General features: G+C 58.5%; 24 protein-coding genes. 9 read left to right on the top strand and 15 right to left on the bottom strand.

Annotated features, from left to right (window positions below; all coding sequences use genetic code 11):
• Nucleotides 1-95: 95 nt before the first annotated feature.
• The 5 genes from MJQ68_RS06845 to MJQ68_RS06865 are packed head-to-tail and all read left to right on the top strand — an operon-like array spanning nt 96 to nt 5,376.
• Entirely contained in the window at nt 96-1,325 is a 1,230-nt protein-coding gene (locus MJQ68_RS06845) for an FG-GAP repeat domain-containing protein (RefSeq protein WP_238750286.1), read from the top strand.
• Between the two features lies 1 nt (nt 1,326).
• Nucleotides 1,327-2,577, top strand: coding sequence for an FG-GAP repeat domain-containing protein (locus tag MJQ68_RS06850; protein ID WP_238750287.1), 1,251 nt, complete (start codon nt 1,327-1,329; stop codon nt 2,575-2,577).
• A gap of 3 nt (nt 2,578-2,580) precedes the next feature.
• Nucleotides 2,581-3,597 (top strand): tRNA 2-selenouridine(34) synthase MnmH, encoded by a 1,017-nt coding sequence (mnmH, locus tag MJQ68_RS06855; RefSeq protein ID WP_238750288.1) that lies wholly within the window; start codon nt 2,581-2,583, stop codon nt 3,595-3,597.
• Nucleotides 3,590-4,084 (top strand): TRAP transporter small permease subunit, encoded by a 495-nt coding sequence (locus MJQ68_RS06860; RefSeq protein WP_238750289.1) that lies wholly within the window; start codon nt 3,590-3,592, stop codon nt 4,082-4,084. Before mnmH ends, MJQ68_RS06860 begins: the two co-directional genes overlap by 8 nt.
• On the top strand, nt 4,081-5,376 hold the full coding sequence (locus MJQ68_RS06865; RefSeq protein WP_238750290.1) for a TRAP transporter large permease: 1,296 nt from the start codon (nt 4,081-4,083) through the stop codon (nt 5,374-5,376). Before MJQ68_RS06860 ends, MJQ68_RS06865 begins: the two co-directional genes overlap by 4 nt.
• A gap of 16 nt (nt 5,377-5,392) precedes the next feature.
• Here MJQ68_RS06865 and MJQ68_RS06870 read toward each other — a convergent pair whose 3' ends face one another.
• Nucleotides 5,393-6,760 carry an MFS transporter gene (locus tag MJQ68_RS06870; protein ID WP_238750291.1) on the bottom strand — a complete coding sequence of 456 codons (1,368 nt, stop codon included), beginning with the start codon at nt 6,758-6,760 and terminating at the stop codon, nt 5,393-5,395.
• A 117-nt stretch (nt 6,761-6,877) separates the two neighbouring features.
• Between MJQ68_RS06870 and MJQ68_RS06875 the strand changes: the two genes are divergently transcribed.
• Nucleotides 6,878-8,083 (top strand): pyridoxal phosphate-dependent aminotransferase, encoded by a 1,206-nt coding sequence (locus MJQ68_RS06875; RefSeq protein WP_238750292.1) that lies wholly within the window; start codon nt 6,878-6,880, stop codon nt 8,081-8,083.
• Here the strand turns inward: MJQ68_RS06875 and ggt are convergent.
• The gene (gene ggt / locus MJQ68_RS06880) at nt 8,080-9,765 is read right to left on the bottom strand and encodes a gamma-glutamyltransferase (protein ID WP_238750293.1); all 1,686 of its coding nucleotides are present in this window, start codon (nt 9,763-9,765) and stop codon (nt 8,080-8,082) included. The two genes, MJQ68_RS06875 and ggt, sit on opposite strands and share 4 nt — an antisense overlap.
• Before the next feature lie 53 nt (nt 9,766-9,818).
• On the opposite strand from ggt, the gene ctlX reads away from it, so the two are divergent.
• Both ctlX and MJQ68_RS06890 read left to right on the top strand, forming a co-directional pair.
• Nucleotides 9,819-10,751 carry a citrulline utilization hydrolase CtlX gene (gene ctlX, locus MJQ68_RS06885; RefSeq protein ID WP_238750294.1) on the top strand — a complete coding sequence of 311 codons (933 nt, stop codon included), beginning with the start codon at nt 9,819-9,821 and terminating at the stop codon, nt 10,749-10,751.
• 79 nt (nt 10,752-10,830) lie between these two features.
• Nucleotides 10,831-12,021 carry a hypothetical protein gene (locus tag MJQ68_RS06890; protein WP_238750295.1) on the top strand — a complete coding sequence of 397 codons (1,191 nt, stop codon included), beginning with the start codon at nt 10,831-10,833 and terminating at the stop codon, nt 12,019-12,021.
• Between the two features lie 28 nt (nt 12,022-12,049).
• On the opposite strand, the gene MJQ68_RS06895 is transcribed toward MJQ68_RS06890, so the two are convergent.
• The 12 genes from MJQ68_RS06895 to MJQ68_RS06950 form a co-directional block, all read right to left on the bottom strand.
• Nucleotides 12,050-14,128: a S9 family peptidase gene (locus MJQ68_RS06895; RefSeq protein ID WP_238750296.1), complete on the bottom strand. Its 2,079-nt coding sequence runs from the start codon at nt 14,126-14,128 to the stop codon at nt 12,050-12,052.
• 43 nt (nt 14,129-14,171) lie between these two features.
• Nucleotides 14,172-15,032, bottom strand: coding sequence for a homogentisate phytyltransferase (locus MJQ68_RS06900; protein ID WP_238750297.1), 861 nt, complete (start codon nt 15,030-15,032; stop codon nt 14,172-14,174).
• Nucleotides 15,033-15,046: 14 nt separating this feature from the next.
• A complete protein-coding gene (locus tag MJQ68_RS06905; RefSeq protein ID WP_238750298.1) occupies nt 15,047-15,433 on the bottom strand; it encodes a Rid family detoxifying hydrolase in 387 nt (128 codons plus the stop codon).
• Nucleotides 15,434-15,537: 104 nt separating this feature from the next.
• Entirely contained in the window at nt 15,538-15,765 is a 228-nt protein-coding gene (rpmF, locus tag MJQ68_RS17910) for a 50S ribosomal protein L32 (RefSeq protein WP_253073860.1), read from the bottom strand.
• A gap of 12 nt (nt 15,766-15,777) precedes the next feature.
• The gene (locus MJQ68_RS06915; RefSeq protein WP_238750299.1) at nt 15,778-16,341 is read right to left on the bottom strand and encodes a YceD family protein; all 564 of its coding nucleotides are present in this window, start codon (nt 16,339-16,341) and stop codon (nt 15,778-15,780) included.
• Nucleotides 16,342-16,452: 111 nt separating this feature from the next.
• A complete protein-coding gene (locus MJQ68_RS06920) occupies nt 16,453-17,805 on the bottom strand; it encodes a hypothetical protein (protein WP_238750300.1) in 1,353 nt (450 codons plus the stop codon).
• Nucleotides 17,805-20,171, bottom strand: a complete 2,367-nt coding sequence (locus MJQ68_RS06925) for a T9SS type B sorting domain-containing protein (protein WP_238750301.1) — start codon at nt 20,169-20,171, stop codon at nt 17,805-17,807. Before MJQ68_RS06925 ends, MJQ68_RS06920 begins: the two co-directional genes overlap by 1 nt.
• A gap of 42 nt (nt 20,172-20,213) precedes the next feature.
• Nucleotides 20,214-20,609 carry a c-type cytochrome gene (locus MJQ68_RS06930; protein WP_238750302.1) on the bottom strand — a complete coding sequence of 132 codons (396 nt, stop codon included), beginning with the start codon at nt 20,607-20,609 and terminating at the stop codon, nt 20,214-20,216.
• 60 nt (nt 20,610-20,669) lie between these two features.
• The gene (gene dnaA / locus MJQ68_RS06935; RefSeq protein ID WP_238750303.1) at nt 20,670-22,067 is read right to left on the bottom strand and encodes a chromosomal replication initiator protein DnaA; all 1,398 of its coding nucleotides are present in this window, start codon (nt 22,065-22,067) and stop codon (nt 20,670-20,672) included.
• A gap of 330 nt (nt 22,068-22,397) precedes the next feature.
• Entirely contained in the window at nt 22,398-23,312 is a 915-nt protein-coding gene (locus MJQ68_RS06940; protein WP_238750304.1) for a bifunctional metallophosphatase/5'-nucleotidase, read from the bottom strand.
• Nucleotides 23,309-24,070: a 5'-nucleotidase C-terminal domain-containing protein gene (locus MJQ68_RS06945; protein ID WP_238750305.1), complete on the bottom strand. Its 762-nt coding sequence runs from the start codon at nt 24,068-24,070 to the stop codon at nt 23,309-23,311. The genes MJQ68_RS06940 and MJQ68_RS06945 overlap by 4 nt, the downstream gene beginning before the upstream one ends.
• 10 nt (nt 24,071-24,080) lie before the next feature.
• Nucleotides 24,081-24,476 carry a DUF423 domain-containing protein gene (locus MJQ68_RS06950; protein WP_238750306.1) on the bottom strand — a complete coding sequence of 132 codons (396 nt, stop codon included), beginning with the start codon at nt 24,474-24,476 and terminating at the stop codon, nt 24,081-24,083.
• Between the two features lie 120 nt (nt 24,477-24,596).
• Here MJQ68_RS06950 and fabD point away from each other — a divergent pair, with 120 nt between their 5' ends.
• Nucleotides 24,597-25,478, top strand: coding sequence for an ACP S-malonyltransferase (gene fabD, locus MJQ68_RS06955; RefSeq protein ID WP_238750307.1), 882 nt, complete (start codon nt 24,597-24,599; stop codon nt 25,476-25,478).
• Between the two features lie 7 nt (nt 25,479-25,485).
• Here the strand turns inward: fabD and MJQ68_RS06960 are convergent, their stop codons facing one another.
• Nucleotides 25,486-26,055, bottom strand: coding sequence for a bifunctional nuclease family protein (locus tag MJQ68_RS06960; protein ID WP_238750308.1), 570 nt, complete (start codon nt 26,053-26,055; stop codon nt 25,486-25,488).
• Nucleotides 26,056-26,082 lie beyond the last annotated feature (27 nt).

Here is a 26,082-nt window from a genome sequence, read left to right on the forward strand (position 1 = left end):
CTATCTTTCCGAACCGACCATATTCCTCACGATAGTATACACAGCAGCGCGTCTCGATCGCTATCGGGGCCGCATCCGCACGATAAATCACCGACATGCGTTACCTGGCATATCTTCTTCTCCTGGCGGCATACGGCTGCGCAAATACTTCCGCACCCGCTGCCGAGTCACCTACGACAGAAGCCTCCGAGTCCGGTCCACTCGCCTTCAGTAGTCACGAGATCGTGGATACCGTCAACACCTGGTGGGCTCTCACCATCGGTGATGTCACCGGCGACGGACTGATGGATGCAGTGTACATCAATAACAATGCCCACGGAGGTCATCTCGCCTACCGCAGCGGACAATCCGAGGTAGGCATGTGGGAAGAAACCATTATTGCGCAGGCCCCACCGACTGGCGGCACCTTCGCCTCCGGTGACCTGGAGACCGGCGACATGGACGGCGATGGGGATGTGGACGTACTAGCCGTAAAGCATACTGGTGAGTGGGACGATGCAGCAGCACCCGCCGAGGTATTCTGGTACGAAGCGCCCGACTGGACCCCCCACACCGTAGGTGAAGCCCGGGGTGCGGTAAAGGATTTGAGTATCGCCGACTTCGACGCAGACGGGCGTAACGACCTGGCGGTGCTGACCTTCGAAAACGAGAACCTGCGCATCCACCGTAGCAATCCGGACGGCACCTCTACGCTGGTGGCGGATCTGACCGCCCCGGGTCTGCACGAGGGTATGGATGTGGGCGACCTGGACGGCGACGGGGATACCGACGTAGCCGTCAACGGGTATGCATTCATGAACCCGGGGGGAGATCTGAGCGGCGAATGGACCCGTGAAACCCTGAGCGATCGCTGGCACAACCAAACCGGTGACTGGTCAGCCAACGGTACTAAGAACGCGGTAGCGGACCTGGACGGCGATGGGCGTCCTGAGGTGTTCATCAGTCACAGCGAGCGCGCCGGCTACCCCCTGGCGGTCTATAAGCGGGATGCTGATGGAAACTGGATGGAGACCATCATCCTGGATAGTATTCCCGCCGCCCATACCCTGCAGGTCTTCGATATGGATGGCGATGGAGATCTGGACATCGTCACCGGCATCAATAAGGGGCGCGCGGTCAACCTCAGTGTAGACCACTTCGAGGTGATGGTGCTGGTGAACGACGGTAACGGAACCTTCACCCCCGAAGTCGTAGCGGAGGACGGTATTTACAACGGCCGCGTAGCAGACTTCGAGGGAGACGGCGACTACGACATTTTCCGCCTGCCGGAGCATGAAGCCACGAGCCTATACCTGTTAGAGAACAAAACCGACCAGCCCAACTAATATGACTAAAGTGTACTACCGCTATGCCTTACTGCTGGCCCTCAGCTACCTGCTCCTGGCCTGCGGCAATCCCGCCGATGACTTCAGGCGCGGCTACGCAGACGCCGGTACTGCACGTAGCGCAGACAGCGATGATACCGAACAACTGCCCACCGACCGCTGGACATACATCGAGGTAGACAGCGCAAAAACCATGTGGGGCGACTACGACAGTCCCGACTGGCTGCGCTACTTCGGCCTCGCTGCGGGCGATCTGAACGGCGATGGCTACCTGGATATCGTGACCGGGCGCAATGTCTACCTCAACGCGGGCGATAGTATGACGGGTAGCTGGCGTAAGCTCGATCTAGGACGAAACGTGGACGCCAACCTGATTATCGATTACCAGGACCGGCCGGCCATCCTGGCCGAAGCACTACCCGACGTGGTACTCTTTACCGGCAATGCTGACGGTACGGACTGGACGGAGCAGCGAATCGTCGCCCAGGTACCCGCCACCGGGCATCACAACGGTCAGGGTTATAAGGTAGCCGACGTATTCGCGGAGCACGGTGATGAGGAGGTGATCTACGCCAGTCTCGGGGGACTATACATCCTCGATCCCAGCACTCCCGAACCCTGGACGGTAACGCTGGCGGGAAAGGATGCCTCGGATGAAGGCTTCGGAGTAGCTGACATCGACGGCGACGGCGACCTGGACCTGATCAGCGGGTTCCGGACCGAAGGAGGTGATCCTGAGGTACCTACCGTCGTAGTCTGGTTCGAAAACCCGGGGACCATCACGCCAAACTGGACCCGCCACGAAATTGGCACTACCGTACACGCTACCGACCGCGTGGAGGCCGCCGACCTGAATGGAGACGGCAAAACCGACGTAGTAGTGGCCGAGGAGCGGTACCCCGGTCTGGAGCCCGACGCGAGTCTGTTCGCTTACCTACAGCAGGACACCGGCTGGGTGCGTACTAAAGTCGTAACGCAGTACAGCATGAATAATCTGAGTTTGCCTGACCTCAACCAGGATGGATACGCCGATATAGTCACCAGCGAACACAAGGGACCTGGCCTTAGCCTGCAGGTCTGGCTAAATGACGGTGGGGCTAACTTCACCCGTCAGGAAATTGACGGTGGCAAAGAAAGCCACCTGGGAGCCCAGCCTTACGACCTCGACGGCGACGGCGACCTGGACCTGATCAGTATCGGCTGGGACCAACACCAGTACGTACACGTGTGGCGCAACGACGCCATTCAATAGCCTATGAATCAACTCAGTCCCGCAGCGTATTTCACCCAACAGGACCAGTACACCCTACTTGATGTGCGCAGTCCTGCGGAGTACCAGCAGGGACACATCGACGGGGCCGTAAGCCTACCGCTATTCGATGATACGGAGCGGGCAGAGGTGGGCACCCTATACAAGCGGACGAGCCCCGACGCGGCCCTACTGCGCGGACTCGAGTTGGTAGGCAACAAGATGCGGCCACTAGTGGAACAAGCCAGAACCGCCGCCCCGTCCAACCGCGTAGTGGTGCAGTGCTGGCGCGGCGGTCAGCGTAGTGCCAGCGTCGGCTGGCTATTAGAGCAGGCGGGATTTCAGGTCAGTCAGCTGTCTGGCGGCTACAAAGCATACCGGGCCTACGCGCGGCAGTATCTGGCCGAGAGTCCGCACGAGCTGCGGGTGCTGAGCGGTCCGACCGGTTCCGGCAAAACCTGGGTGCTGCTTGCCCTGCGGGAGCTAGGCGCTTCGGTCGTGGATCTGGAGGGGCTGGCTAATCACAAGGGGTCCTCCTTCGGATCACTCGGCGAAGATCCGCAACCCAGTTCCGAAGCCTTCGAGAACATGCTGTTCGCCGCGCTGCACGTACTGCCTACCGATCGTCCGGTGTGGGTCGAAGACGAGAGCCGGCTCATCGGACGGGTATGCCAACCCGATGCGTTCTACGACCGGCTAGTGACGGCACCCGCCGTAGAGCTCCGGCAGCCGCTAGACTGGCGGGTTGATAATCTCGTGCGCGACTACGCTGGCTATCCCCCCGAAGGACTAGCTGCAGCCTTCACGCGGCTACGGAAGAAACTCGGCGGACAGCACCTGCAACGTGCCCTGGAAGCGCTGGAGCAGCAGGACTTCGCCACCGCCTGCCGGATCGCGCTGGTCTACTACGATAAAGCCTACGCGCACTATGGCGAACGCAAGGAAAACAAACCGGTGCGTACCGTAGAGGCTACCTCTCCCCATGCTACCGATATCGCCCGTCAACTGTTAGTTGATGCGTAGGCTGATCCATCACGTGGAACGGCTCGTAGCGTACCTGGGTACCGCCGCCGGCTACCTCAACCTGGTGCTGATCGTATTGGTGGTAGTGGATGTCTTCCTCCGCTGGACATTTTCCCTTACCGCCGCCTGGGTGATCGAACTGGAATGGCACCTCTTCGCACTCGTTTTCTTGCTGGGAATACCGTATGCGCTGCAGCAGGATCGTCACGTACGGGTAGACCTGTTCTACGAGCGCTTCCGGCCCCGGGACAAGCGCACGGTAAACGTGATCGGTACCCTCCTTTTCCTGCTACCCTGGGCCGCCGTACTGTTCATCACCAGCTCGCAGTACGCCGCCGAGGCCTGGCGGGCGGGGGAGGGGAGTCCTAATCCGAACGGCATCCCCTACTTCTTTCCCATCAAGGCGGTCGTGCCACTCGCCGCGGCCCTGTTGTTTGTACAGGGACTTGCGCAGTTGTGGAAGGAGCGCCAAGCCAGCGTCACGTGAGCCTAGCAGTTATAGCGCTCATCCTGTTCGTCAGCATCTTTTTACTGGTGCTGTACGGCTACCCCGTCGCCTTCACACTGGGCGGACTGAGCCTGCTCTACGCATTCTGTTTCCTGGACATCAATGTCCTTACGCTACTCCCCAACCGGGTGATGGGTGTGATGGATAATGCGGTGCTGCTGGCTGTCCCCCTCTTCGTCTTCATGGGCATCATGCTGGAGAAAAGCGGTCTTGCCGAGCGTATGCTCAATAGTATGGCCAGTCTGTTCGGATCGGTCCGGGGTGGTATGGCGGTCTCGGTCGTAGTGGTGGGTGCGCTGCTGGCCGCATCGACGGGTATTGTCGGAGCTACGGTAATCACGATGGGACTGATCAGCCTGCCCCCCATGTTGCGCCGGGGTTACCCGCCCGCTCTAGCTACGGGAGTGATTGCGGCCTCCGGTACGCTGGGGCAGATCATTCCCCCGTCGGTAGTACTGGTTCTGCTCGGCAGCGTGCTGCAGGTCAGTGTCGGTGGACTCTTCCGTGCGGCCCTCTATCCGAGCCTCTTGCTGGTAGGCGCATACATCGTCTACATTCTAGTCCTGGGTGTACTACAACCTAGTAAATTTCCTCCAGCGGATAAAGAGCTCATATGGAACCGGGCACTGATGGTCAGCGTATTGCAGAGTTTATTTCTGCCCCTTTTGCTGATCGTCGCAGTACTAGGTAGTATCCTGGCCGGCGTTGCCTCACCGACGGAAGCTGCGGGGGTCGGGGCCGCCGGTGCGGTGCTATTGACCTGGATGCAGGGCCGGTTAAGCTGGTTGGTGACCCGCGAGGTGTGTCGGGATACGACGCACTTGACAAGTATGGTCTTTATGATTCTCCTGGGGGCTACGACCTTCTCCCTGGTATTTCGGGAGTTGGGGGGTGACCGTTTCCTGGTCAGCCTGATCGAGCGTAGTGACCTGCCGGAATATCAGTTCCTGGCCCTCGTGATGGTCGTCGTGTTTGTGGCAGGCTTCTTTATCGACTTCATCGAGATCGTCTTCATCATCGTACCGGTCGTGACGCCGGTTTTCGTAGCCTACGGGACGGACCTGATCTGGTTGGGTATTTTGCTGGGAATCAACTTACAAACCAGCTTCCTCTCCCCACCGTTCGGCTTTGCACTCTTCTATCTGAAGGGGGTGGCTCCGCCGGAGGTGACTACCGGTCACCTGTACCGGGGTATCGTGCCCTTCCTGATTATCCAAGTGCTGCTCCTAATCGTGGTGGTGTTTTTCCCACACTGGCTCGGAATAGTTTAATGTCGGCGGTCACGGTCTAGGTGATCGGTTCGATGGCGTTCTTGGGTACGGCGAAATCGACCACTACGTCGTTGTCATCTACAATCAGACAGAGTAGTCCGGCCAGGAAGAAGGACACGGCGCCGATCACCAGCGCGTAGATGGATACGTTGCCGAAAAAGGTGCGCAGAATGAAGCCCAGGATGCCCGCCGCTACGATCTGCGGAATGACGATGAAGAAGTTGAACACCCCCATGTAGTAGCCCATCTTATTGGCCGGAAGTATACTGGAGATGATGGCGTAGGGCATGGAGAGAATGCTAGCCCAGGCAATACCCACGCCAACCATACTGATCAACAACAGATTAGCGTCGCTGATGAAGAGTACGGAGAGCAGCCCCAGACCACCACAGAACAGCGCTAGCAGATGGGTGATCCGGCGACTTATACGCTTGGCTACTACCGGCAGTACAAAGGCCACCAGGGCCGCTATTCCGTTGTAAACGGCAAAGCACACGCCCACCCAGTCGGCCCCCTCATTGTATACTGCAGAGGTGGTGTCGGTAGTACCGTACACATAGCTGGTCACCGCGGAGGTCATATAGATCCACATGGCGAACAGCGCAAACCAGCTAAAGAACTGTACGGCGGACAGCTGCACCATCGTCTTCGGCATGTGAAAGATACCCAGGAAGGATTCCTTGATGCCGTCGAAAATGCCTACCGCAGCGTTTTCCTCCCGCAGCTTGGTAAGATCGTCAGGCGGGTACTCCTGGGTATTGAACACCGTCCACATGACGGCCAGGAAGTAGGCCACGCCACCCAGGTAGAAAGATAGCCGTACGGCGTCCGGGATAGCACCGTCCGGTGCGGTGTTCTCGACGCCCAGCCAGTTGGTGAGTATCCAGGGGAGGGCCGAGGCGATCACCGCTCCGGTGCCGATGAAGAAGCTCTGCATGGCGAATCCACTGGTCCGCTGCTCATTCGGTAGCATATCGCCAACGAAAGCCCGGAAGGGTTCCATACTGATGTTGATGGACGCATCGAGTAGCCAGAGCATGATCACGGCCATCCAGAGGGCCGTGGAGTTGGGCATGAGGAACAAGGCAACCGTAGCCAGTAGAGCGCCTACGGCAAAGAAGGGTCGCCGGCGGCCCCAACGCTCGCTCCAGGTACGGTCGCTGTAGTAGCCGATGATGGGCTGTACGAGTAGGCCGGTCACGGGGGCGGCCAGCCAGAGGATGGGTAGCTCGTCCTGCGAAGCCCCCAGTGTTTCGAAGATGCGGCTGACGTTGGCGTTCTGTAGCGCGAAGCCAAACTGAATCCCCAAGAAGCCAAAACTCATGTTCCAAATTTGCCAGAAGCTGAGCCTGGGCTTGGTTGAACCGATCGATACCTGTGACATGACGGCCAATATAGCTTTAGCGACTCCACATCGGTAAAATCTTTGCACCTGCGGCCGCGGCAGACCTAACTATCGATGAGTGGCTATCGTATCTTGGCCCGCGAAATCAACCCACCTATGGCTACCACGACCTCCCTGCTTTCCGATCGCGTACTACAAATGGAAGAATCCGCTACGCTGCGCATGGCCCAGCTGGGCCGGGAGGTGAAGGCTAAGGGCCATGACGTGATCAGCCTGAGCCTGGGTGAACCAGACTTTGATACCCCCGAGCACATCAAGCAGGCGGCTAAGGAAGCCCTCGATCTGGGCCTGACCAAGTACACCCCCGTACCGGGTACCGCGGACTTGAAGAAGGCCGTATCGGACAAGTTTAAGCGCGAGAACGGACTGGACTATGCCCCAGGACAGATCGTGGTAAGTACCGGGGCTAAGCAGAGTATCGCGAACGTCTGCTATGCGCTACTGAACCCTGGAGATGAGGTCATTATTCTGGCGCCGTTCTGGGTCAGCTACTCCGCTATGGTGGAGGTGGCCGGGGGCAAGCCCGTCATCGTAGGTGCGGGCATCGAGGATGACTTCAAGGTGAGTCCTGCCGACATTGCAGCAGCCATCACGGACCGCACCAAATTCATCCTGTTCTCCTCACCCTGTAATCCTACGGGATCGGTCTATACCTCCGAAGAGCTCGGCGCCATCGCCCGGATGCTGGCCGACTACCCCGACCTGTACGTGGTGGCCGACGAAATCTACGAGCACATCAACTTCACGGGTGCGCACGCCAGTATCGGTACGTTTCCGGAAGTGAAGGACCGGACCATCACCGTGAATGGATTCTCAAAGGGCTTTGCGATGACCGGTTGGCGCCTGGGCTATCTGGGTGCACCCCAGGAGGTCGCCAGCGCCTGCAGCAAGCTGCAGGGACAGAGCACCAGCGGAGCGAATAGTATCGCGCAGTACGCCGGTGCGCACGCGCTTAATAGCGACCTAGGGCCCACCAAGGCAATGAAGGAAGCCTTTGCCCGGCGTCGGGAACTGATTATCGAGGGATTGGAGCAAATCGAGGGACTTAAAGTGAACCGACCACAGGGCGCCTTCTACATTTTCCCGGACGTCAGCGCCTTTTTCGGAAAGTCTAGCGGCGAGTACACGATCAACAATGCCGATGACCTGGCTGAGTACTTGCTGATGAACGCCCACGTGGCCACCGTGACTGGAGACGCCTTCGGTGCACCGAGCTGTCTGCGGATCAGCTACGCAGCTAGCGAGGAGCAATTAAAGCAGGCCGTACAACGGATCGGAGAGGCCCTACGGTCGCTCAACTAGTAGCCGGCTACATCATCGTCCGCATTGCGGGGATCGGCTGCGGCCTGGAGCCGGCCGTCGGGTAACACCAGGATGGCTTTAATCACTGCCATCGACTCTACCTCACGAAATTGGTAGCCGAGGGCGGTCAGGCTGTCTATGGTACCGCCGGTCAGTGCCGCGGACTCGTACAGAATTTGATCGGGTAGCCACTGGTGGTGAAAGCGGGGTGCTCCGACGGCCTCGGGCAGGTCCATGCCGAATTCCACGACGTTGAGAAAGGTCTGTAGTACGGCGGTGATGATGGTAGATCCACCCGGTGCGCCGAGGACCATAAAGAGCTCACCCTCCCGCTCTACGATAGTGGGGGTCATGCTGGAGAGCATCCGTTTACCGGGCTGTATGGCGTTGGCTTCCTTACCGACCAGGCCGAACATGTTGGGCACGCCGGGCTTGGCGCTAAAGTCGTCCATTTCGTTGTTGAGAAAAAAGCCGGCTCCGTCTACCATGACCTTGCTGCCGAAGTTGCCATTCAGCGTGGTGGTGATGCTGACGGCATTACCGAGGCTGTCTACGATACTGATGTGGGTGGTCTCGAAGGTCTCCTTCATGGGCATCAGGCCGGCTACGATGGCGGTGCTGGTGCCGGCAGTATCGCTGCGGTAGTCGGCCATGCGGTCACGCAGGTAGGCATCGTCGAGCAGGCTGTCGACGGGCACGGGGTAGAAGTCACTATCGCCCAGGTACTCCGCCCGGTCGGCGTAGGCGCGCCGCATGGCTTCCACGGTAAGCTGCGTGGCGCGGGGGCTCTGAAAGCCGTACTCCGCCAGGGGATAGTCTTCGAGCATCTCGGTCATCTGCGCCAGTGCAACGCCGCCGCTGCTGCTGGGGGGCATGGAGATGATGGTGTAATCCTTGTACTCTTTTTTGATGGGGGCTTTCCATTTGGGCTGGTAGGCTGCCAGGTCTTCTACGGTAATAAGTCCGCCGCCGCTGCGCATCTCGGCGGCGATGAGAGCAGCTGTTTCACCCCGGTAGAAGCCGTCGCGTCCGTCCGTTTGGATACGGACCAGAGTGGCCCCCAGCTCCGGTTGCTGCACCTGCGACCCCGGCACTACGGTAGTGTCGGAAAACGGGGTAGTGGTATTCTGGGCGGCGAAGTCGGCGTGGTAGCGTTTGATGCGGTCTACTTCCGAGGCGCTGAGGTGGTAGCCGCCTACGGCCAGGTCGATGGCGGGCTGGACCAGGACATCCCAGGGCAGACTGCCGAGGCGCTCGTGCATACTGGCGATGCCGGCTACGGTGCCCGGTACGCCAACGGCAAGATGCCCGAGGGTACTGAGGCCATCCGCTACGTTGCCGGCGGAGTCTAGGTACATGTCGCGACTGGCGGCTGCGGGGGCAGTCTCGCGATAGTCCAGCGTGATGGCCTCGCCGGATGCCGGGCGGTAGACCAGGAATCCACCCCCGCCGATATTGCCGGCACGGGGATAAACGACTGCCATAGCGAAATGGACGGCGACGGCTGCGTCGATGGCGTTGCCACCCTGTCGTAGGATGTCGAGGCCAACTTCAGTGGCCAGGGGGTGGGGGCCGACCACCGCGGCGTGATCGAATACCTCTGCTTTTTGGGCCTCGTAATCTATCCGGGGCTTGTCCCGACAAGCAAATAACAGGACAAGGAGCAGGGGTAGGTACTTCATGGTCTACATTTGCGTGTAAAGTACAGCGCCGCCCGTCAGGGTAGCAAGCCCCTATGGAGAAGCAAACCACCCACCACCTACTCATGGTCCGCCCGGCTAATTTTGCCCGCGCCAGCGAGACCGTTGCCGACAATTCCTTTCAGGAGGTCGTAGCCAATGAAAGTTTTACGGCCATCGGCCAGCGCGCGGTAGCGGAGTTCGATCAATTCGTCGTTCTGCTACGGGAGGCGGGTGTGCAGGTGACCGTCATCGAGGATACCGTTAGTCCCGTAAAACCGGATGCCGTGTTCCCGAACAACTGGTTCAGTACCCATGCGGATGGCGTACTCGTGACCTATCCGACCTTCTGGCCGCAACGCCGCATGGAACGTCGCACGGACGTGATCGAGCAACTGGGGGAGCGGTGTACGATCAGCGATCATATCGATCTGTCGTCCTGGGAAGCGGAGGAGCGCTACCTGGAAAGCACGGGCTGCCTACTACTCGATCGTACAGCGCGCATAGCGTACGCCTGCATCTCCCAGCGCTGTAGTCCGGAGGCCGTCCATGCATGGTGTGAGCGCATGGACTACAAGCCCATCACCTTTCATGGCTATGACCAGCGGGGCGCGGTGATCTACCATACCAACGTAATGATGGCTCTGGGAACTACCCACGCCGTCATCTGCCTGGATGCCATTACGGATGCTGGAGAGAAGTCTAAGGTCACCGATAGTCTTGCACTATCCGGCAAGCGGATCGTGGGCTTGTCCCAGGACCAGATGGACCAGTTCGCGGGCAACATGCTCGAAGTAGAGACCGCGCAGGGCCCGCTGTGGGTGATGTCTACCTCCGCGCACGCCGCACTCGATCAGGCCCAGCTTGATGCCCTGCTGGAACCGCCCGGTACCCGCATCCTGCATAGCGACCTGGGTACCATCGAACGCTACGGTGGGGGGAGTGCCCGCTGCATGCTGGGGGAAATTTTCCTGCCCATGCAGCATTAACAAACCTTAATTCATCTTAACCCTACCGTAGTATCCGCGCGCAGGGTGCCGGCCTAAATTTGTCGTAAACGTATACGACATGAAACGCCCGCCCCTCTCTCCGTTGCTCCTTGCGCTGGGACTACTGGTGCTGGCGCCCGGCTGTACGTCCGTACAGACCCTCGTAGAATTCGGCAACTACGAGCAAGCCATCGAGGTAGCGCAACGTAAGCTGACCGGCAAGCAAAAGAAGAACCCTAAGTACGTAGCCGCTCTGGAGGAAGCGGTGAACCGGGCCAACGAAGCGGACGTGAACCGCGCCGACTTTATGGTGCGGTCGGATGCTACGGACTGGGTCCGCGTCCACGACCTGTACGACAATATCATGCGCCGGCAGAACGCCCTGCGGCCACTCCTGCCCCTGATCGATAAGAACGGGCGCAAGGCCAATTTTCGCTTCGTCAGGGTGGAACGCTTAGTCGCCGATGCCGCCAAACAGGCCGCCGAGCAGCTGTACCGACAGGGGGCGGCGCAGCTGAGTGCGGGTCGCAAGGGGAATAAGGACGCCGCCCGGGCTGCTTATCGCTCTTTCGGGCGCATCCGGCCGTACGACGCAAACTACCGCGATGCATTTACCCTGAGCCGGGAAGCCGAGCAACTCGGACAGGTATACATCACCCTGGAGCTGGTCAACGAAAGCGGTGCCTACCTACCCCGCGAACTTGCCGATGAAGTACTTCGCGTACGGGTGTCTGAACTAGATGATCAGTGGCGCACCTTCGACACCGAGCCGCGATCCGATCGCTCGTACGACTACCGTGCGCGCATCGTCCTCCGCGATATACGGGTGAGTGCCGATCAGCTCTCGGAGCGCAGCTATGTAGACGAGCGCAAAATTACCGATGGGGAAGAGTACGTACTGGATGAGCGCGGCAATGTCGCCAAGGATAGCTTAGGTAACGACATCACCCAGCCACGAGTCGTCGTCGTACAGGCGCAGGTCCTTGAGGTGCTACAGCAGAAGTCGGCCCTCGTTACCGGTCGCGTACAGCTGCTCGACCTGCACACCGGTCGACTGCTGGACGAGGACGAACTAAGCGCTGAAGCCGTGTTCGAGCACTACGCCAGCACCTTCCGGGGAGACGAGCGGGCGCTGACGTCCGATAGCCGCCGACGCATCGGTAGCCAACCCGTGCCCTTCCCGACCAACGAATTGCTAATTTTTGATGCCCTGACCCTATTGAAACCGCAGCTGACCGATCGCTTAGCTAGTAGCGCCCGGCGCATCTGATCTCGTTTACTTGTTAGTCATTCCGTATTTAGGCTTCGCTCCCGCCCCGCGCTTCCTCGCCGGCGGGAGTTTTTTCGTCCGCCAGGCCGGCCTGATCCAGCATCCATGCATAGTCACGTGCCACCTCGCGAATCGCCTCGAAGCGACCGGACGCCCCCCCGTGACCGGCCTCCATATTGGTATGAAACAGGATGGTACTCGTGCCGGTCGCGTGTTCGCGCAGTTTGGCTACCCACTTGGCGGGCTCCCAGTACTGCACCTGGCTGTCGTGTAGGCCGGTGGTCACCAACACATTGGGGTAGTCCCTGGCTGTTACCTGGTCGACGGGGCTATACGACTTGATGTAGTGGTAGTACTCCGCCTCATTGGGATTGCCCCACTCGTCATACTCACCGGTAGTGAGTGGTATAGTGTCATCCAGCATCGTAGTGACCACATCGACGAAGGGCACCTGACTCACGATACCTGCCCATAGATCTGGACGCAGGTTAGCCACTACGCCCATCAGCAGGCCGCCGGCGCTACCCCCCATGGCATAAAGGCGGTCCGTACTCGTATAGCCGTGCCTGACCAACCATTCCCCGGCATCGATAAAGTCGTAAAAGGTGTTTTTCTTCTTGAGTAGCTTGCCGTCCTCGTACCACTGCCGACCCATCTCTTCACCCCCTCGGATGTGCGCGATGACGAAGATCATGCCCCGGGTCAGTAGACTCAGGCGGGTGATGCTGAAGCTGGGGTCCATACTGTGGCCGTAGCTACCGTAGGCGTACAGTAGCAGGGCTGCACTGCCATCGCGCGGGGTGTCCTTGTGGTACACAATGCTCAGCGGCACCTTGATTCCGTCGCGCGACTCCGACCAAACCCGCTCACTACGGTAGTCGTCCGGGCTAAACTGACCCAGTACCGGCTGCTGCTTCAGCAGTACCTGCTCGCGGGTGCGCAGATCGAAGTCATAGGTGGTGGGCGGCGTGGTCATGCTCTGGTACCCATAGCGCAGCACATGGCTATCGATATCCGGATTGACGCTGGTATAGGCCATATAGGCTGCATCCTGAAAGTCTAGATAGTATTCTTCGCCATCGAAGGGCCGTACGCGAAGCTTGGTCAGGCCGTTCTGCCGCTCGCTCAGTACCAGGTAGTCGCGGAACAGTTCTACGCCTTCCAGCAGCACATCAGGGCGGTTGGGTATGACCGTTTTCCAATGTTCCTTTTCGGTTTGGTCCTCCGGAGTGACCATCAACTGAAAGTTCTTGGCCCGGTAGTTCGTGAGTACGTAGAAGTGGTCGTCAAGGTGTTCGATCCCGTACTCCAGATCCCGCTCGCGCGCCTGGAACATACGGGGTTTTCCGAGCGGATCATCAGCCTGTAGCAATCGGTATTCAGTACTGACGGTTTGAGCCGATCCGATGATGATATACTTGCGCGACTTGCTGCGGTACACATAGGCCCGGAACGTTTCGTCCGTCTCTTCGTACACTACGGCATCGTCCTGCGGGGCAGTTCCCAGCCGGTGCCGCATGATCTTGTAGGGGCGTAGCGCTTCGTCCTTGACGGAGTAGAAGAGGTACTGTCCGTCCGCACTCCAGACGCTGCCGCCCGTGGTGTTGGGGATCTGGTCCGGCAGATTCTGTCCGGTCAGTAAGTCCCTGATGTGGATGGTATAGATGCGCCTGCTGATGGTGTCTTCACCGTAGGCTACGTAGCGGTTGTCGTCGCTTACGTTCAGCCCCCCGATGTTGTAGAAGTCGTAGGGTTCAGCCATCTCATTTACGTTGAACATCAGTGCTTCCTCCCCACCATCTACGGGGGTGCGGTAGTAGCGAGGGTACTGGTCGCCGAGTTCGTAGCCAGTCCGGTAGACGTAGCCCCGTTTGGTATAGGGTACGCTACTGTCGTCTTCCTTGATTCGTCCCTTAATTTCCTGAAACAGTTGTTCGCGGAAATCGCGCAGGTGCGCAGTCTGCTCCTCGAAGTAGGCATTTTCTGCTTCCAAGTGGGCGATCACCTCGGGGTTCTCGCGCTCCCGCATCCAGTAATAGTCATCGGTTCGGGAGTCACCGTGCAGGACTAGGGATGTAGGGATTTTCTTGGGTAGGGGGGCTTGCATGGGGTAGATATTGGTAGGGGAGGGCAGAGGGGACGAATACAGTCTAGCCGAAAGCGGCGAACACCCCATATTCGGCAAAAAATAAGAGCCAGATGTTTTGGTAGAACCGCGCGATGCTGGACTGCTGGTCCAGATCGAGCTTTCTGGCCGCTAGCTCAAAACCGATCAGGAGCAGGAGCTGCCCGACCCAGATGCCAAGCAGCTGTTCGCGTAGCGCAAAGAAGGCTACCCCTATTAGCGTAGCCCGAAATACCCACGCGCCGACTCGAAATACCCACCGGCGGTTCTTGACCAGGGATAGCGTTCGGATCCCGTAAGCCGCATCTCCTTCCGTATCCGGCAGGTCCTTGAACCAGGCAATAACGATACCGAAGGAGAACACCGCGGCGGTGAGTAGCCAGACGGTATCCGGTATAACGGCATTCTCCCCCAACCACCACCGAAAGTGGAGGTAGAGAAGGAGATTGACGATCAGGCCACGCACCACGATAATGCAGAACGCCGCCCAGAAGTGAAAGCGCTTCAGCCGCACCGGAGGCACGCTGTAGGCCGTGCCGATCAACAGGCTAGCCACGACGGTGGCCGGTAAAAAGGGGGGGTAGACAAAGCAGGTAACCAGGGAGGCGATCAGGCACAGGCCTACGATCAGGTAGCCCGTAGTCATCGTGTAAGCGCCGCTCGCCAGGGGTAGGTAGGGCTTATTTATGCGGTCTATTTCTACGTCCGTCAGCTGATTCAGCCCCGTGATAAACACATTGGCGCACAGGCAACTGAAGAGCGTGAGGGCAAACATGCTCCAGTCGCTCGTATGCAGGTGGCGGCAGGCCATCAGGTAAAGCGCCAGCAGCGATAGGGTAGTACCTACGATGGTGTGGGCGCGGGCAAAACGGAGAAACGTGATCATAGGCAGCCAGTGAATTAGTCGACTAGCGCGATGCAGCTGATTTCAACGTTGACGTACTTCGGTAAGTTCGCCACTTGTACTAGCGCGCGCGCCGGTGCGGTGGCCTCCTCGAAGTACGTAGCGTAGACCGTATTGATGCGACCGAAGTTCTCCATATCGCTTACGAATACTTCGCACTTCAATACCTGAGCCATGCTGCTACCGCCAGCTTCTACTATGGCCTTTAGGTTGTCCATCACCCGGCGGGTCTCGGTTTCAATGTCGCCGGTGAGCAGCTCGCCGGATGCGGGGTGTAGTGCGATTTGTCCGCTGACGTAGAGGACGTTACCGGCCAGGGTGGCCTGATTGTATGCACCGACGGGGGCAGGGGCCTGGTCGGTCTGAATGATCTGTTTTGGCATGGGCGGGGTTTGCGCGCAAGATAGCCGCTGTAGGGCAAACACGAAAAGCCCGCTGGCGGTATGCCAGCGGGCGGATGTGGTTGATTAAGCAGTCGGACGGGAACCTAGTCCTCGTCCTCCGTAGTTTCTTCCGATTCTACTACCAGCTCGGGGGCCTTCACCAGCAAATTGCCGTTGTAGTACATATTGCCCTCACTGTCGGTATAGGCCCGGTGGGGCTGGTGCACTTCGCCGGTGGTCTGGCAGGTCGTCAGCGTGGGAGCGGTGGCCTTGTAGTGGGTACGACGCTTACGCTTGCGCTGCTTCGAGATCCGGGATTTAGGATGTGCCATAATGTAAACGCTTTAATTGTTGTTATTCAGTTTCTTCAGAACGTCCCAGGGACTAGGTTTTGCTTCGTCCCCTGGGTCTGCCAGTGGTGCATCCTCGGCCGTTGCGTAGGACGCCTCGATCCGATTGAGCAGATCTTCGTCACAGGGGTAGGGAGGCTGCCCTTCCCGACAATCGTAGACGCTGATCATCGGTACCGCCAGCACCACCATTTCGTAGACGAAGGGGGCCAGGTTGAAATCATTGGTATCCGGATGCAGGTACACAATGTCTCCATCATCTACCTGATCTTCAGACTCGGCGGCGAACTGCACGATGAGCTGCCGCCGGTCCGCAATGGGCAGATCGATGGCCGCCAGACAGCGATCGCAGGACGTATTGACGGTGCCCGTGAAGTCAAAGTCTATCACCATTTCCCGCGATTGCTTATCGACCGTAAGGTGAAGCTCAACCTGCGCCTGCTGGATCGGGCTCTCCTCGAACTCGGCAAAAAACGCGCGATCGATGGTTAGATCGTACTCGTACAATCCTTTACCAAGCCCCTTAAGAGGTAAGACAAATGCTGCGGGAGTGGACATAGGGTATACGATTTGAACCGCAATGGCACCCGTTGGTGCCACAGGGACGTTTCAAAGTGGGCGCAAAGATACGAAACGTTTGGAATTCTATACGCAAGGGTGTAGGGTGCGTTATTGCGCCGGCGAAAAGTGAAACGGCGTGTAGGTGATACGAGGCAGACCGGTTTCGTCGTGGGGGTATGAACTGACCACTTCGATAAGGTTGGGACCAGGACGAAGCTCGCCAACTGCAGCATACACGCCGAAGCCGACCTGTGCGGCGGCTTCGTTCACCCGGTTTTGCCGCTTGATGCTGTAGTCGGTGATCTCTTCTCCGTTGATGGATATGCGGTAAAAACGCCGGGCGCAGTCTATGATACGCTGACGGTTGATGACACGCTGCTCCATTCGCTCCAGCTCGTCCGATGCCTCCGGCACGTTGCACTGTCGTTCCAGATAGACCCATTCGCGTTCCGGTGCCGGTATCCAGAAGCTCACCGACGAGCGCGTGACTTCGTCTAGTTCCGGCTGCACGTAGATACCGGTATAGGCCAGATCATCCGCATACGCTGTAAGCAGCCTGGTCGAATCGCTTCCCATGCGGTGATACACCGGATCGATGAAATAAGAGGTATAGCGCGCGTTGAAGATCGTAGCCATTACCAGTACTAGAAAAACTATGAAGCCACCGATGGCGAAGCGTCCGAACGACTTATTATCTGCATGGTACGATGTGACGAGGTTGCTGGAAGTTATGACGTACCGGCGCGCCACCAAGTAGGTGATGCGCGAAACTATATGAGCGATCGGCCACAGGTAGCGCCGTGCGATCTTTCCATTTTTGAATTGCTTCAACTGTAGGATCATGGATCCAAGGGAGAGCAGGAACACCGGTAAAAACAGAAGCCCCAAACCCAGTAAAATCCACCTCGGCGGTAGATCGAAGGACACTAGCCAGCTGTGGAGGTACACCACCAGGGAGCCGATAAGTCCGAAATTAAAGAAGACCAGGGCAGTAGCAAAACTTACCCCGAAGACCCCGCTACCGAGCCGGTCAAGCCGCCGGATAAAACCATCGATGTCGCCATATTCCTCCCTAAGCTTTTCCTGGTAGTGCTCCGCAAACCGCTTGTTGGGTTTGAAGCCCTCCGTGTACACGGAGTTCAGCCCCACCATGCCGATCCACAATGCCCGGACCACGAAATGAAAGACGAAGGCCGCGATCAGGGAATAGATCAGTATGCGCCAGTAGATCATGGCGATATAGGCCACATAGATCGTATCCCGGTCGAAATTTAGCAGGCAGTATACTTCTGCCTGTTCTAGCAGATCCGGAAGCTGCAGACTACCTAGAATGGCCGCACCCGAAATGATGAGTTCCGCCTGCCAACTTTCCCGCTCCAGTTTTCTCAGCCACTTGGGTTTCGCGACGGTAGAAGCTGGAGCCTCTGTCGCAACCAGATCGTTCTGATTGTCGCCGGCCACTACCGGATCAGGCTTACCTGACCTTCCTCCTGTAGCTCCGCACCGTCCTGACGAAATTTAGCGAGGTAGAGGTATACATCGGCGTTCTGTGGTGTGCCGTCCTTTGTGCCGTCCCAGCCCTCTAGGGGGTCGTTGCTGGTGAATACTTTCTGGCCCCAGCGGTTGTAGACGATCATGGTGTAGTCGCTGATCTGTCCGTTGAAAAACAGGCGAAAGCGATCGTTGCGTCCGTCGTTGTCCGGCGTAAAGAAGTCGGGGACCTGCACCTGCGACTGCTCTACGTTCAGGAAGTAGCGGGCTTCGAAGGTGCATCCTCCTTCATCCGTCGTGACGGTCACGGTGTAGGACAGATTCTCCGGCTGCTGGCCGTCTAGTGTTCTAGGTAAATTCACCCGCAAGGGGTCGCCGGTTCCGGAGGTTGGATCGTAGTTGCCCTCCCAGGCGAAGCTGTAGTTCCGGTCGACGGGTAGATTGGTTACGCTAAGCTCTATAGTGCTGCCGGCGAACACAGTGCCGTTGGTAGGCACGATCGAGCCATCTTCCAATGTACCCTGTATGATGGGTAAAATGTCGTCGTCAAGGATGGTGACGCTGATCGAGTCCGTCGCTGAGCCACAGCCAGCTGCATCGCGGAAGGTGACTACGTATGTACCGGGAATTGGATCGGAAACAGTGATTTCCTGACCGGTCTGTACCACCCCGCCGGGGAGTGTCCAGCTAAATGTTCCCGTTGTGTTTTCGGGATCAGTTACTGCGCTGAGGGTAATATTTTCGTTGGCGCAGATCGTTTCCGGACCGGAGGCCGTGACCGTATAGGCACCACCTACGACCAGTGTAAGTTCCTGAGTGAACGTACCGCAGTCGCCGGTAGACTCGATCGTATAGGTCGTAGTTTCCGTAGGGGTGACCAGGCCGAAGGGGTCAGTCAGTTCCTCCCCGCCGCCGGTGATGCGGTACGTGCTGGTCGAGTCGATATTTCCTACGATAAGCTGCCGGGAATCCCCCGGGCAGAGGGTCAGCGCATCGGTAAGGATGGGGTTCACCGCTGGATCTACTGTGATAGCATACGTGAGATCGGAGGTACAGGCCGATCCTCCGCTTAGCACCTTTACGGTGTACTCTATATCACTGCTGACACGCGCCACCGGATTGAGGCAGTCCGTACAACTGAGGGTACCCATTGCATCGGTCCACTCCAGCTCGCCCTCCCCCTGCTCGAACGTGGCGGTGATCTGCAGCGGCTCGTCCGGACATACCACTGGGTCAATAGGTGAAAAGCTGACTACCGGAGGCGTTACTACATTGACCAGCGTCTGGGCCGTATCGAGGCACGCCCCGTTGCGGGTCACCCGCGTAAGTAGCGCGGTATCCTGCGCGATAAATACCGCGCTTAGCAACTCGCGGGGTGACTGTAGCCCGGGCGCGACCACCCATTCCGACTCAATCAGCGGAAAGTCTCCATTGTCGAAGGTCGGCGTGCGCACCGTAAACGTATCGCCCTGACAGTAGGGATCTTTGACGGGGTCGACTGTAAGACCCAGATCCTGCGGTAGACTGTCCAGCCGTACGGCAACGGAGTCGACCCGCTCACACCCATTGATCGTCGTGCGGGCAAAGTAGGTGATGTCCGCTACCGGTTGCACCACAAACTGATTACCCGTAGGCCGTCCGTTGCTAAATCGGTCCGGCGACCAGGTGATCACGCGATCCACCGCGGGGGTATCGATAACTGTAAGGACCAACGAGTCCGAACCGAGGCAGGCAAAGATCGTGTCCTGAGGAATGTCGAAGAAGCCGTCTACGACCTCGAGCCGTACGGTCTGTCGTTCAGTACACGATCCATTCTCCGATCGCGCGATCAGGGTATAGGTCGTAGCGCTGTCGACCTGTACGCGAAAGTTAGGAGCGGTAGCCGTGACTATGGTGCGTCCATCTCCCTGAAGCTCGTACTCGGTATCACCGGTATCGGTAAGCGGACTATCCAGCAGATTGATCCGACTCCCCTGGCACACTGTCTGGGCGTCGATGAGCTGCGGGACCACCAGGCGGTCTACGTCGATAAATACGCTGTCCGTGAGCACGCAGCCGGCGGGGCCGGAGGCCGTGACGCGGTAGAAGCCCGAGAACTGCGGTTCGATCGTCGGTTGGGAATCGTTCACCTGATCGCCGAATTCACTGGCCGGCGACCAGCTGATCGTAGCGCCCGGTAGCTGCAGGCTGAGCTGAAAGGTCACCTCGTCCCCCTGGCAGATGGCCAGTTCGTCGTTGTTCAGGATCGAGACTAATCCACAGGGATCGGTCTGCGCCCAACCCGCGAAGCTGAATAGAAGACAAAATGCAAAAAGGGGAAGGAAACGTCGAGCCATAGCGTAGCACCAAGTGAGTGGAACGATGGCCAAAGTACGCAATTATTCCGCCAGATACCCCCGTACTTGCTCCACCGTCACCAGGGGTACATCGTTGCCCCAGGAAGTGTGAACGTAGTTAAGAATGTTGACGATCTGGAACTCCGTCAGCTCGATGTTGCCGGGCATCTCGTGGTTGTAGGTCACGCCGTTTACTACCATTGGCCCCTGCATGCCGTGGCGGATCCCCCGCACGACCTCGACGGGATGATCGCGCAAATAGTCGGCACCCGCAAGGGGCGGGATCAGTTGGCGAATGCCCTGTCCTTCCTCGAGGTGGCAGTTGTTGCAGTGCGTCACGTAGAGTGCCTTGCCCTGTAGGTGGGCCGTCTTACCACAGGAAGCTAGGAGTAGGAGCGTGGTCAATAGCGTAAAGAATGCAAGCAGCGAGCGCAGCATGGCGGCGTTTCTAAGGGAACCCCACACCCGATGCATGGTTGCTCACGCCTGGGTCAAAACCTACAGTTCGCCGGGTCCGTCACCCTGTCCGGCACGGATGCGCCGCTCCAGGTCCGCCAGGTCGTTCTTGATCTCGTCGTTGGTCTCGATCAGGTCGCGGACCGTCTTAATGGAGTACAGCACCGTAGAGTGATCCCGACCCCCGAACAGCCGACCGATGGCCTTCAGGCTCTCGTCCGTAAACTGCTTGACCAGAAACATACTGATCTGCCGGGCCAGCACTACGTGGCGTCGGCGGGTAGCGCTGGCCAACTTCTCTACGTCCAGATTATAGTACTCGGCTACCGTGCGCTGGATCACCTCTGGAGTGACTTCCCGGTTGATCTCCGTGACAAAGTTCTTCAGCACCTGGCGGGCCAGCTCCAGATCGATCTGTTTGCCGTTGTTTACTCCGCTATGGAGCACCAGGTTGTTAAGTACTCCTTCGAGCTGACGGATGTTATTCTGAATGTGGTAACAGATGAACTCCATGACCGGAGGGGCGATCAGGACCTCATTGGCGTTGGCCTTACTGGCCAGAATAGCCATCCGGGTTTCCAAAGCAGGGGCACTCAGATCGGCGGTAAGACCCCACTGAAAGCGGCTGCGCAGTCGCTCCTCGATATCCAACTCGATAATGGGGCGGTCGCAGGTCATGACGATCGCCTTGTTGTGCTGCCGCAGCACGTTAAATAGGTTGAAGAATACATCCTGCGTTTTCTTCCGCTTGATGAGCTGCTGGATATCGTCTACGAGCAGCACATCCACGTTCTGATACCAATTGACCAACTCGTTGGTGGTGTTGCTTCCGATGCTGGTCACCAGCTGGTTAGTGAACTGATCGGTGGTCACGTAGAGCACCGACTTGTGCGGGAACTTCTCCGTAATGCGGTTACCGACGGCTTTGAGCAGGTGGGTCTTTCCCAAACCGACCGGTCCGTGGATGACAAGCGGATTAAAGGCAGTGTTGTTCGGATTATCGGATACGGCTTTAGCAGCGTTGCGTGCCAGGCTGTTGCAGTCGCCCTCGATGAAGTTTTCGAAGGTGTACTTGCCGTCCAGATTGCTCTCCACCCGGGGGCGGGTCATGCCGGGGATCACGAAGGGGTTGCTCGGGGTAGGGGCCTGATGACCGACGTTCTTGCCCACGGGAAAGTTGCTGGCTTCCTGACGGGCAGGCTTGATCCGATACTGTAGGCGGCCGGCCGTACCTAGTGCCGCCAGCAGGGCACGCTTCAGTACGTCGATATAGTGCTCCTCCAGGAACTCGTAGAACAGGCGGTGGGGCACCTGGATGGTAAGCTCGTTGGTCGCCAGCGCGATCGGCCGGATGGGCGCAAACCAGGTCTGATAGCTCTGTGGGTCAACGCTTTGGCGAATGATGAGTAAGCACTTTTCCCAGACAGCAGCATGATCCATTTGTGTTCCCAGTTGCACAGTAAACGTTCTGGCCTGTAGCAGTAAACACTGCCGCAGGTGATGTAAAGACTATATTCAGTGATCAGTAAGCTGTCTGTACCAAGCAAAATCTGGAGTAAGGTGAGTATCCAGAGACAGTAACCAGTCGGTCAACGACCAGGGCTTCGGTAGGACGAACTACCCGGAGTGATTCGGGCGCAAAGCAAATATGACACTTTCAACGTCACTCCGACAAAAGATCGTGCCACTTTTATTGCAAAAATTTGGTCCGCCTGCCGTGGGGTCAGGTACCGGCAATTATGGCATAAGCAGGTCGCGTCCTACACGTACTTATACCCGCAAATTGCTACAAGCAACGCACCGGCGTGCCCCGCCCCCGGGAAACGTGATGTCCAGTCGCCCGAGCCGCAGGCCACCAAAACCGACCTGATTGATGATCACCGGCTCCCCCAATTCGTTTGGTACCGTTACCGCCGCATCGAGAAAGGTATGCGTGTGACCGCCCAATATCAGGTCGATGCCTCGGGAAGCCGCAGCCAGTTTGACGTCATCCACCTTGCTGCCGGTGTAGCGATAGCCGAGGTGGCTCAGACACACCACGAGGTCACACTTTTGGCGCGTACGCAGGTGCCGGGCGGTGTCGTTGCCCCGCTCGATGGGATCCTGGTACGCAGTGGCTCCGTACAGCGACTTCGGCACCAGACCGTCCAGCTCTATGCCGAGTCCGAACACCCCTACGCGTATACCCTGCTTGACGAACACCCTATACGGAGCGATCCGGTCCTGCAGGGGTGTACCATTGAAGTCGTAATTGGCGCTCAGCAGGGGGAAGGTAGCGTGCTGTAGCTGGGTGGCCAGATTATCGATGCCGCCATCGAAGTCGTGGTTGCCGATCGTGCCGGCATCGTAGCCCATCTGGCTCATCAGCTTCATCTCCAGCTCTCCTTGAAAAAAGTTGAAGTAGGGGGTGCCCTGGAAGATATCCCCGCTGTCGAAGAGCAGAACGTTGGGCTCCGCGTTGCGCACTTGCGCGATGAGGTTCGCTCGGCGTACCGCTCCGCCCTGATTGGCGTTGCGGCCTCCGTCATCCGGAAAGGGATCGATCCGGCTGTGCCAATCGTTGGTGTGTAGAATAGTCAGGCGCGGCGTTCGGGAAGCCACTTCGCTGCGGAGAAGCCCGGGCAACAGCAGCAGGCCGCCGCCTACGGCAGCGCGGTGGAGAAAGGTGCGGCGCGTTACGGTCATGGCTGTAATTTGAAACGGCTGCCGTCCGAAACCACGGTAATGGGAGTCGTGGCCTGGGCAGCGTACTCGATGAGCAGATCCCTGACCATCCGCGCGCTGGCAACCTGGGGCCGGTCCACTAGCATGGCCGCATCATTGCCTCCGTTGGCTACGTAGTCGGGGGCGGCGATGAAGTAGGCGGCGGTCGGCTCGATCTCTTTATTGTGTACTAGGACGGTAAGCTGCTCGTCCTGCCGCTGTACGGATAAGCCCGCGCTGACCGGCCAGCCACCATCCCGGATCATCAGGTCGACGAAGGATAGCAGGGTAGCACCATCCACTTCTACCAAGACGAGTTCGTTGTCGAATGGCATAAGCTCGTAGATCTCCGAGACGAGTAGCGGTCCGGTTCCGATCTCACTGACGCGTAGCCCTCCGTAGTTCTGTACGGCGAAGGCGATGGGGTAGTCCGGGAAGAGGTCCGTGGCCGCCTCGGACAGGAGATCAGCCACCCAATTGCCGAGTCCACTTTCGGGCTGCCCCTTGCGCAACGGACTCCCCACCTCGGCTAGTTCTCGGTTCATCTGGTCCGTCAGCTGAGCGGAATAGGGGGAGATCGTGGCTGCTACGGCCCGCCCCGCTTCGGTGGCGGGCGTATCGGTGACCTGCGTGATGGGGTAGAACTGCGGCTGTACCGTAGGCGGGCCCAGCGAACGATTGCACGATACCAGCGTGCAGCATAGCGTAAGGGCAAGAGCAGCGTGTGCGGTGCGGAACATAATAGCCAGACTAGGTGGTACGGCGGGGGGAGAAAAGAAGAGCGACCCATCCACCGATGAGGAATAGTCCGCCAATAGGGGTGACCGGTCCAAGGAAGCTGACCGGCACACCGTGTACCTCACGCAAACTGAGCAGGTACAGCGAGCCGCTGAACAGCGCGATACCGATCAACCACAGCCAGGCTGCCAGCCGTATCCTTCTGGGATCCACGGCCGGTAGGGTATAGGCTACGGCAGCCAATCCCAGCGCGAACGTGTGGTAGAATTGATACCGTACGCCGGTCTCGAAGGTGACTAGTTGTGCCGGATCCACCAGGCTGCGCAGTCCGTGGGCTGCAAAGGCGCCGATGCCTACGCTCAGAGCTCCCAGAATGGCGGTGGTACGCAGCAGGCTTGACTGACTCATGGGGCGAAAGTACGGCGGACGCTAGCGGCAGTGTACCACAGCGAACTGTTCTGACGCGTTTATGGCGGACGTCCCCTACCTTGTCGGCCACACGTCCATACACCCCACACTTATTGTTATATGACCGCATACGTATTCCCCGGCCAGGGTGCTCAGTTCACCGGCATGGGCCAGTCGCTTTATGACCTCAGCGGACAGGCTAAAGCACTCTTCGAGCAGGCTAATGACGTACTTGGCTATTCGCTATCCGATGTGATGTTTACGGGTACGGAGGAAGCCCTCCGCGAGACCAAGATCACGCAGCCGGCCATCTTCGTACACTCGATCATCGCTTATTTGACGGCGGAAGTACCCCCCGCACCCGACGCGGTGGCCGGTCATAGTCTGGGTGAATTTTCCGCGCTGGTAGCCGCCGGTGTACTGAGCTTTCCCGATGCCCTGCGGTTGGTCAGCAAACGGGCACTGGCCATGCAGGCTGCTGCCGAGGCCGAGGCAGGAACTATGGCTGCGGTGTTGGGACTGGACGACGCTATGATCGAGGCAGCCTGTGCGGAACTCGCCGATGTAGTGGTGCCCGCCAACTACAACAGCCCCGGACAGCTGGTCATATCCGGCTCGGTCGCGGGGATAGAAGCGGCCACTAAGGTGCTCACCGATCTCGGGGCTAGGAGGGTCCTACCATTACCGGTCGGTGGAGCGTTTCATAGCCCCCTGATGGCACCTGCACGGGAGCAACTTCGCGAAGCCATCGAGACTACCCGCTTCGATCCCGCAGTCTGCCCGGTGTACCAAAATATCGACGCCGCGGCTAGCCTGGACCCTACAGAAATTAAAGAAAAGCTGATCGCGCAGCTTACCGGAGCGGTGCGGTGGACGCAGACCATCGAGTGCATGCTAGCGGCAGGCATTGACCGCTTCGTAGAAGTAGGGGGAAAGGGGGGCATACTTGCCGGTCTGATCCGTAAGGTGGATCGAAAGACCCCCGTCGAGCAACTGGCTTAAGGAACAGCTAGCTCTTGCTGCGCTGCTTGATCTCATCACGGATCTGCGCGGCCCGCTCGTAGTTTTCTTCGCTGAGTACTTCTTCGAGTAGGTCATTCAGTTCTCCTACGGTATAGCTGCTCAGCTTATCCGACCGGCCGCCGCCACTGCTGTCCGCAACATCCTGCATCTGCATATTCTCCTCCTCGTCACCCTCGAGTACGATACCGGCGTTCTGCAGGATCAACTCGTAGGTATAAATGGGGCAGTCGAAGCGGGTAGCCAGTGCTAGCGCATCGCTGGTGCGGCTGTCTACCTCGATGATCTCACCATCGCGGTCCAGCACCAGGCGGGCGTAAAAAATCCCTTCCTTAATGTCGCTGATAATGATCTCGCGTAGGTCGGCCCGCAGCGTTTCCAGCGTATTCTTAAACAGATCGTGCGTCATGGGGCGCGGTCCGCTCATCCCTTCGATGGCGATGGCGATGGCCTGGGCTTCGGAACTACCAATAATGACGGGGAGCCGACGGGTACCCTCGAGCTCACCCAGCACCACAGCGTAGTTGGGCGACTGGGAGACGCTGCGGCTAATAGCCATTACTTTAAGCTCGATCTTGTCCATGCT

Source organism: Neolewinella maritima (assembly GCF_923081025.1).
Classification (GTDB): domain Bacteria; phylum Bacteroidota; class Bacteroidia; order Chitinophagales; family Saprospiraceae; genus Neolewinella; species Neolewinella maritima.

Coding starts and splice junctions, on each gene's coding strand:
- MJQ68_RS06925 (WP_238750301.1), bottom strand. CDS start 20,171: ATGGCTCGACGTTTCCTTCCCCTTTTTGCATTTTGTCTTCTATTCAGC.
- ggt (WP_238750293.1), bottom strand. CDS start 9,765: ATGAAGTACCTACCCCTGCTCCTTGTCCTGTTATTTGCTTGTCGGGAC.
- MJQ68_RS06950 (WP_238750306.1), bottom strand. CDS start 24,476: ATGAGTCAGTCAAGCCTGCTGCGTACCACCGCCATTCTGGGAGCTCTG.
- MJQ68_RS06915 (WP_238750299.1), bottom strand. CDS start 16,341: ATGTCCACTCCCGCAGCATTTGTCTTACCTCTTAAGGGGCTTGGTAAA.
- MJQ68_RS06900 (WP_238750297.1), bottom strand. CDS start 15,032: ATGATCACGTTTCTCCGTTTTGCCCGCGCCCACACCATCGTAGGTACT.
- MJQ68_RS06940 (WP_238750304.1), bottom strand. CDS start 23,312: ATGACCGTAACGCGCCGCACCTTTCTCCACCGCGCTGCCGTAGGCGGC.
- MJQ68_RS06960 (WP_238750308.1), bottom strand. CDS start 26,055: ATGGCTATTAGCCGCAGCGTCTCCCAGTCGCCCAACTACGCTGTGGTG.
- rpmF (WP_253073860.1), bottom strand. CDS start 15,765: ATGGCACATCCTAAATCCCGGATCTCGAAGCAGCGCAAGCGTAAGCGT.
- MJQ68_RS06875 (WP_238750292.1), top strand. CDS start 6,878: ATGGCTACCACGACCTCCCTGCTTTCCGATCGCGTACTACAAATGGAA.
- ctlX (WP_238750294.1), top strand. CDS start 9,819: ATGGAGAAGCAAACCACCCACCACCTACTCATGGTCCGCCCGGCTAAT.
- MJQ68_RS06895 (WP_238750296.1), bottom strand. CDS start 14,128: ATGCAAGCCCCCCTACCCAAGAAAATCCCTACATCCCTAGTCCTGCAC.
- MJQ68_RS06890 (WP_238750295.1), top strand. CDS start 10,831: ATGAAACGCCCGCCCCTCTCTCCGTTGCTCCTTGCGCTGGGACTACTG.
- MJQ68_RS06870 (WP_238750291.1), bottom strand. CDS start 6,760: ATGTCACAGGTATCGATCGGTTCAACCAAGCCCAGGCTCAGCTTCTGG.
- MJQ68_RS06905 (WP_238750298.1), bottom strand. CDS start 15,433: ATGCCAAAACAGATCATTCAGACCGACCAGGCCCCTGCCCCCGTCGGT.
- dnaA (WP_238750303.1), bottom strand. CDS start 22,067: ATGGATCATGCTGCTGTCTGGGAAAAGTGCTTACTCATCATTCGCCAA.
- MJQ68_RS06845 (WP_238750286.1), top strand. CDS start 96: ATGCGTTACCTGGCATATCTTCTTCTCCTGGCGGCATACGGCTGCGCA.
- MJQ68_RS06945 (WP_238750305.1), bottom strand. CDS start 24,070: ATGTTCCGCACCGCACACGCTGCTCTTGCCCTTACGCTATGCTGCACG.
- fabD (WP_238750307.1), top strand. CDS start 24,597: ATGACCGCATACGTATTCCCCGGCCAGGGTGCTCAGTTCACCGGCATG.
- MJQ68_RS06850 (WP_238750287.1), top strand. CDS start 1,327: ATGACTAAAGTGTACTACCGCTATGCCTTACTGCTGGCCCTCAGCTAC.
- MJQ68_RS06860 (WP_238750289.1), top strand. CDS start 3,590: ATGCGTAGGCTGATCCATCACGTGGAACGGCTCGTAGCGTACCTGGGT.
- MJQ68_RS06930 (WP_238750302.1), bottom strand. CDS start 20,609: ATGCTGCGCTCGCTGCTTGCATTCTTTACGCTATTGACCACGCTCCTA.
- mnmH (WP_238750288.1), top strand. CDS start 2,581: ATGAATCAACTCAGTCCCGCAGCGTATTTCACCCAACAGGACCAGTAC.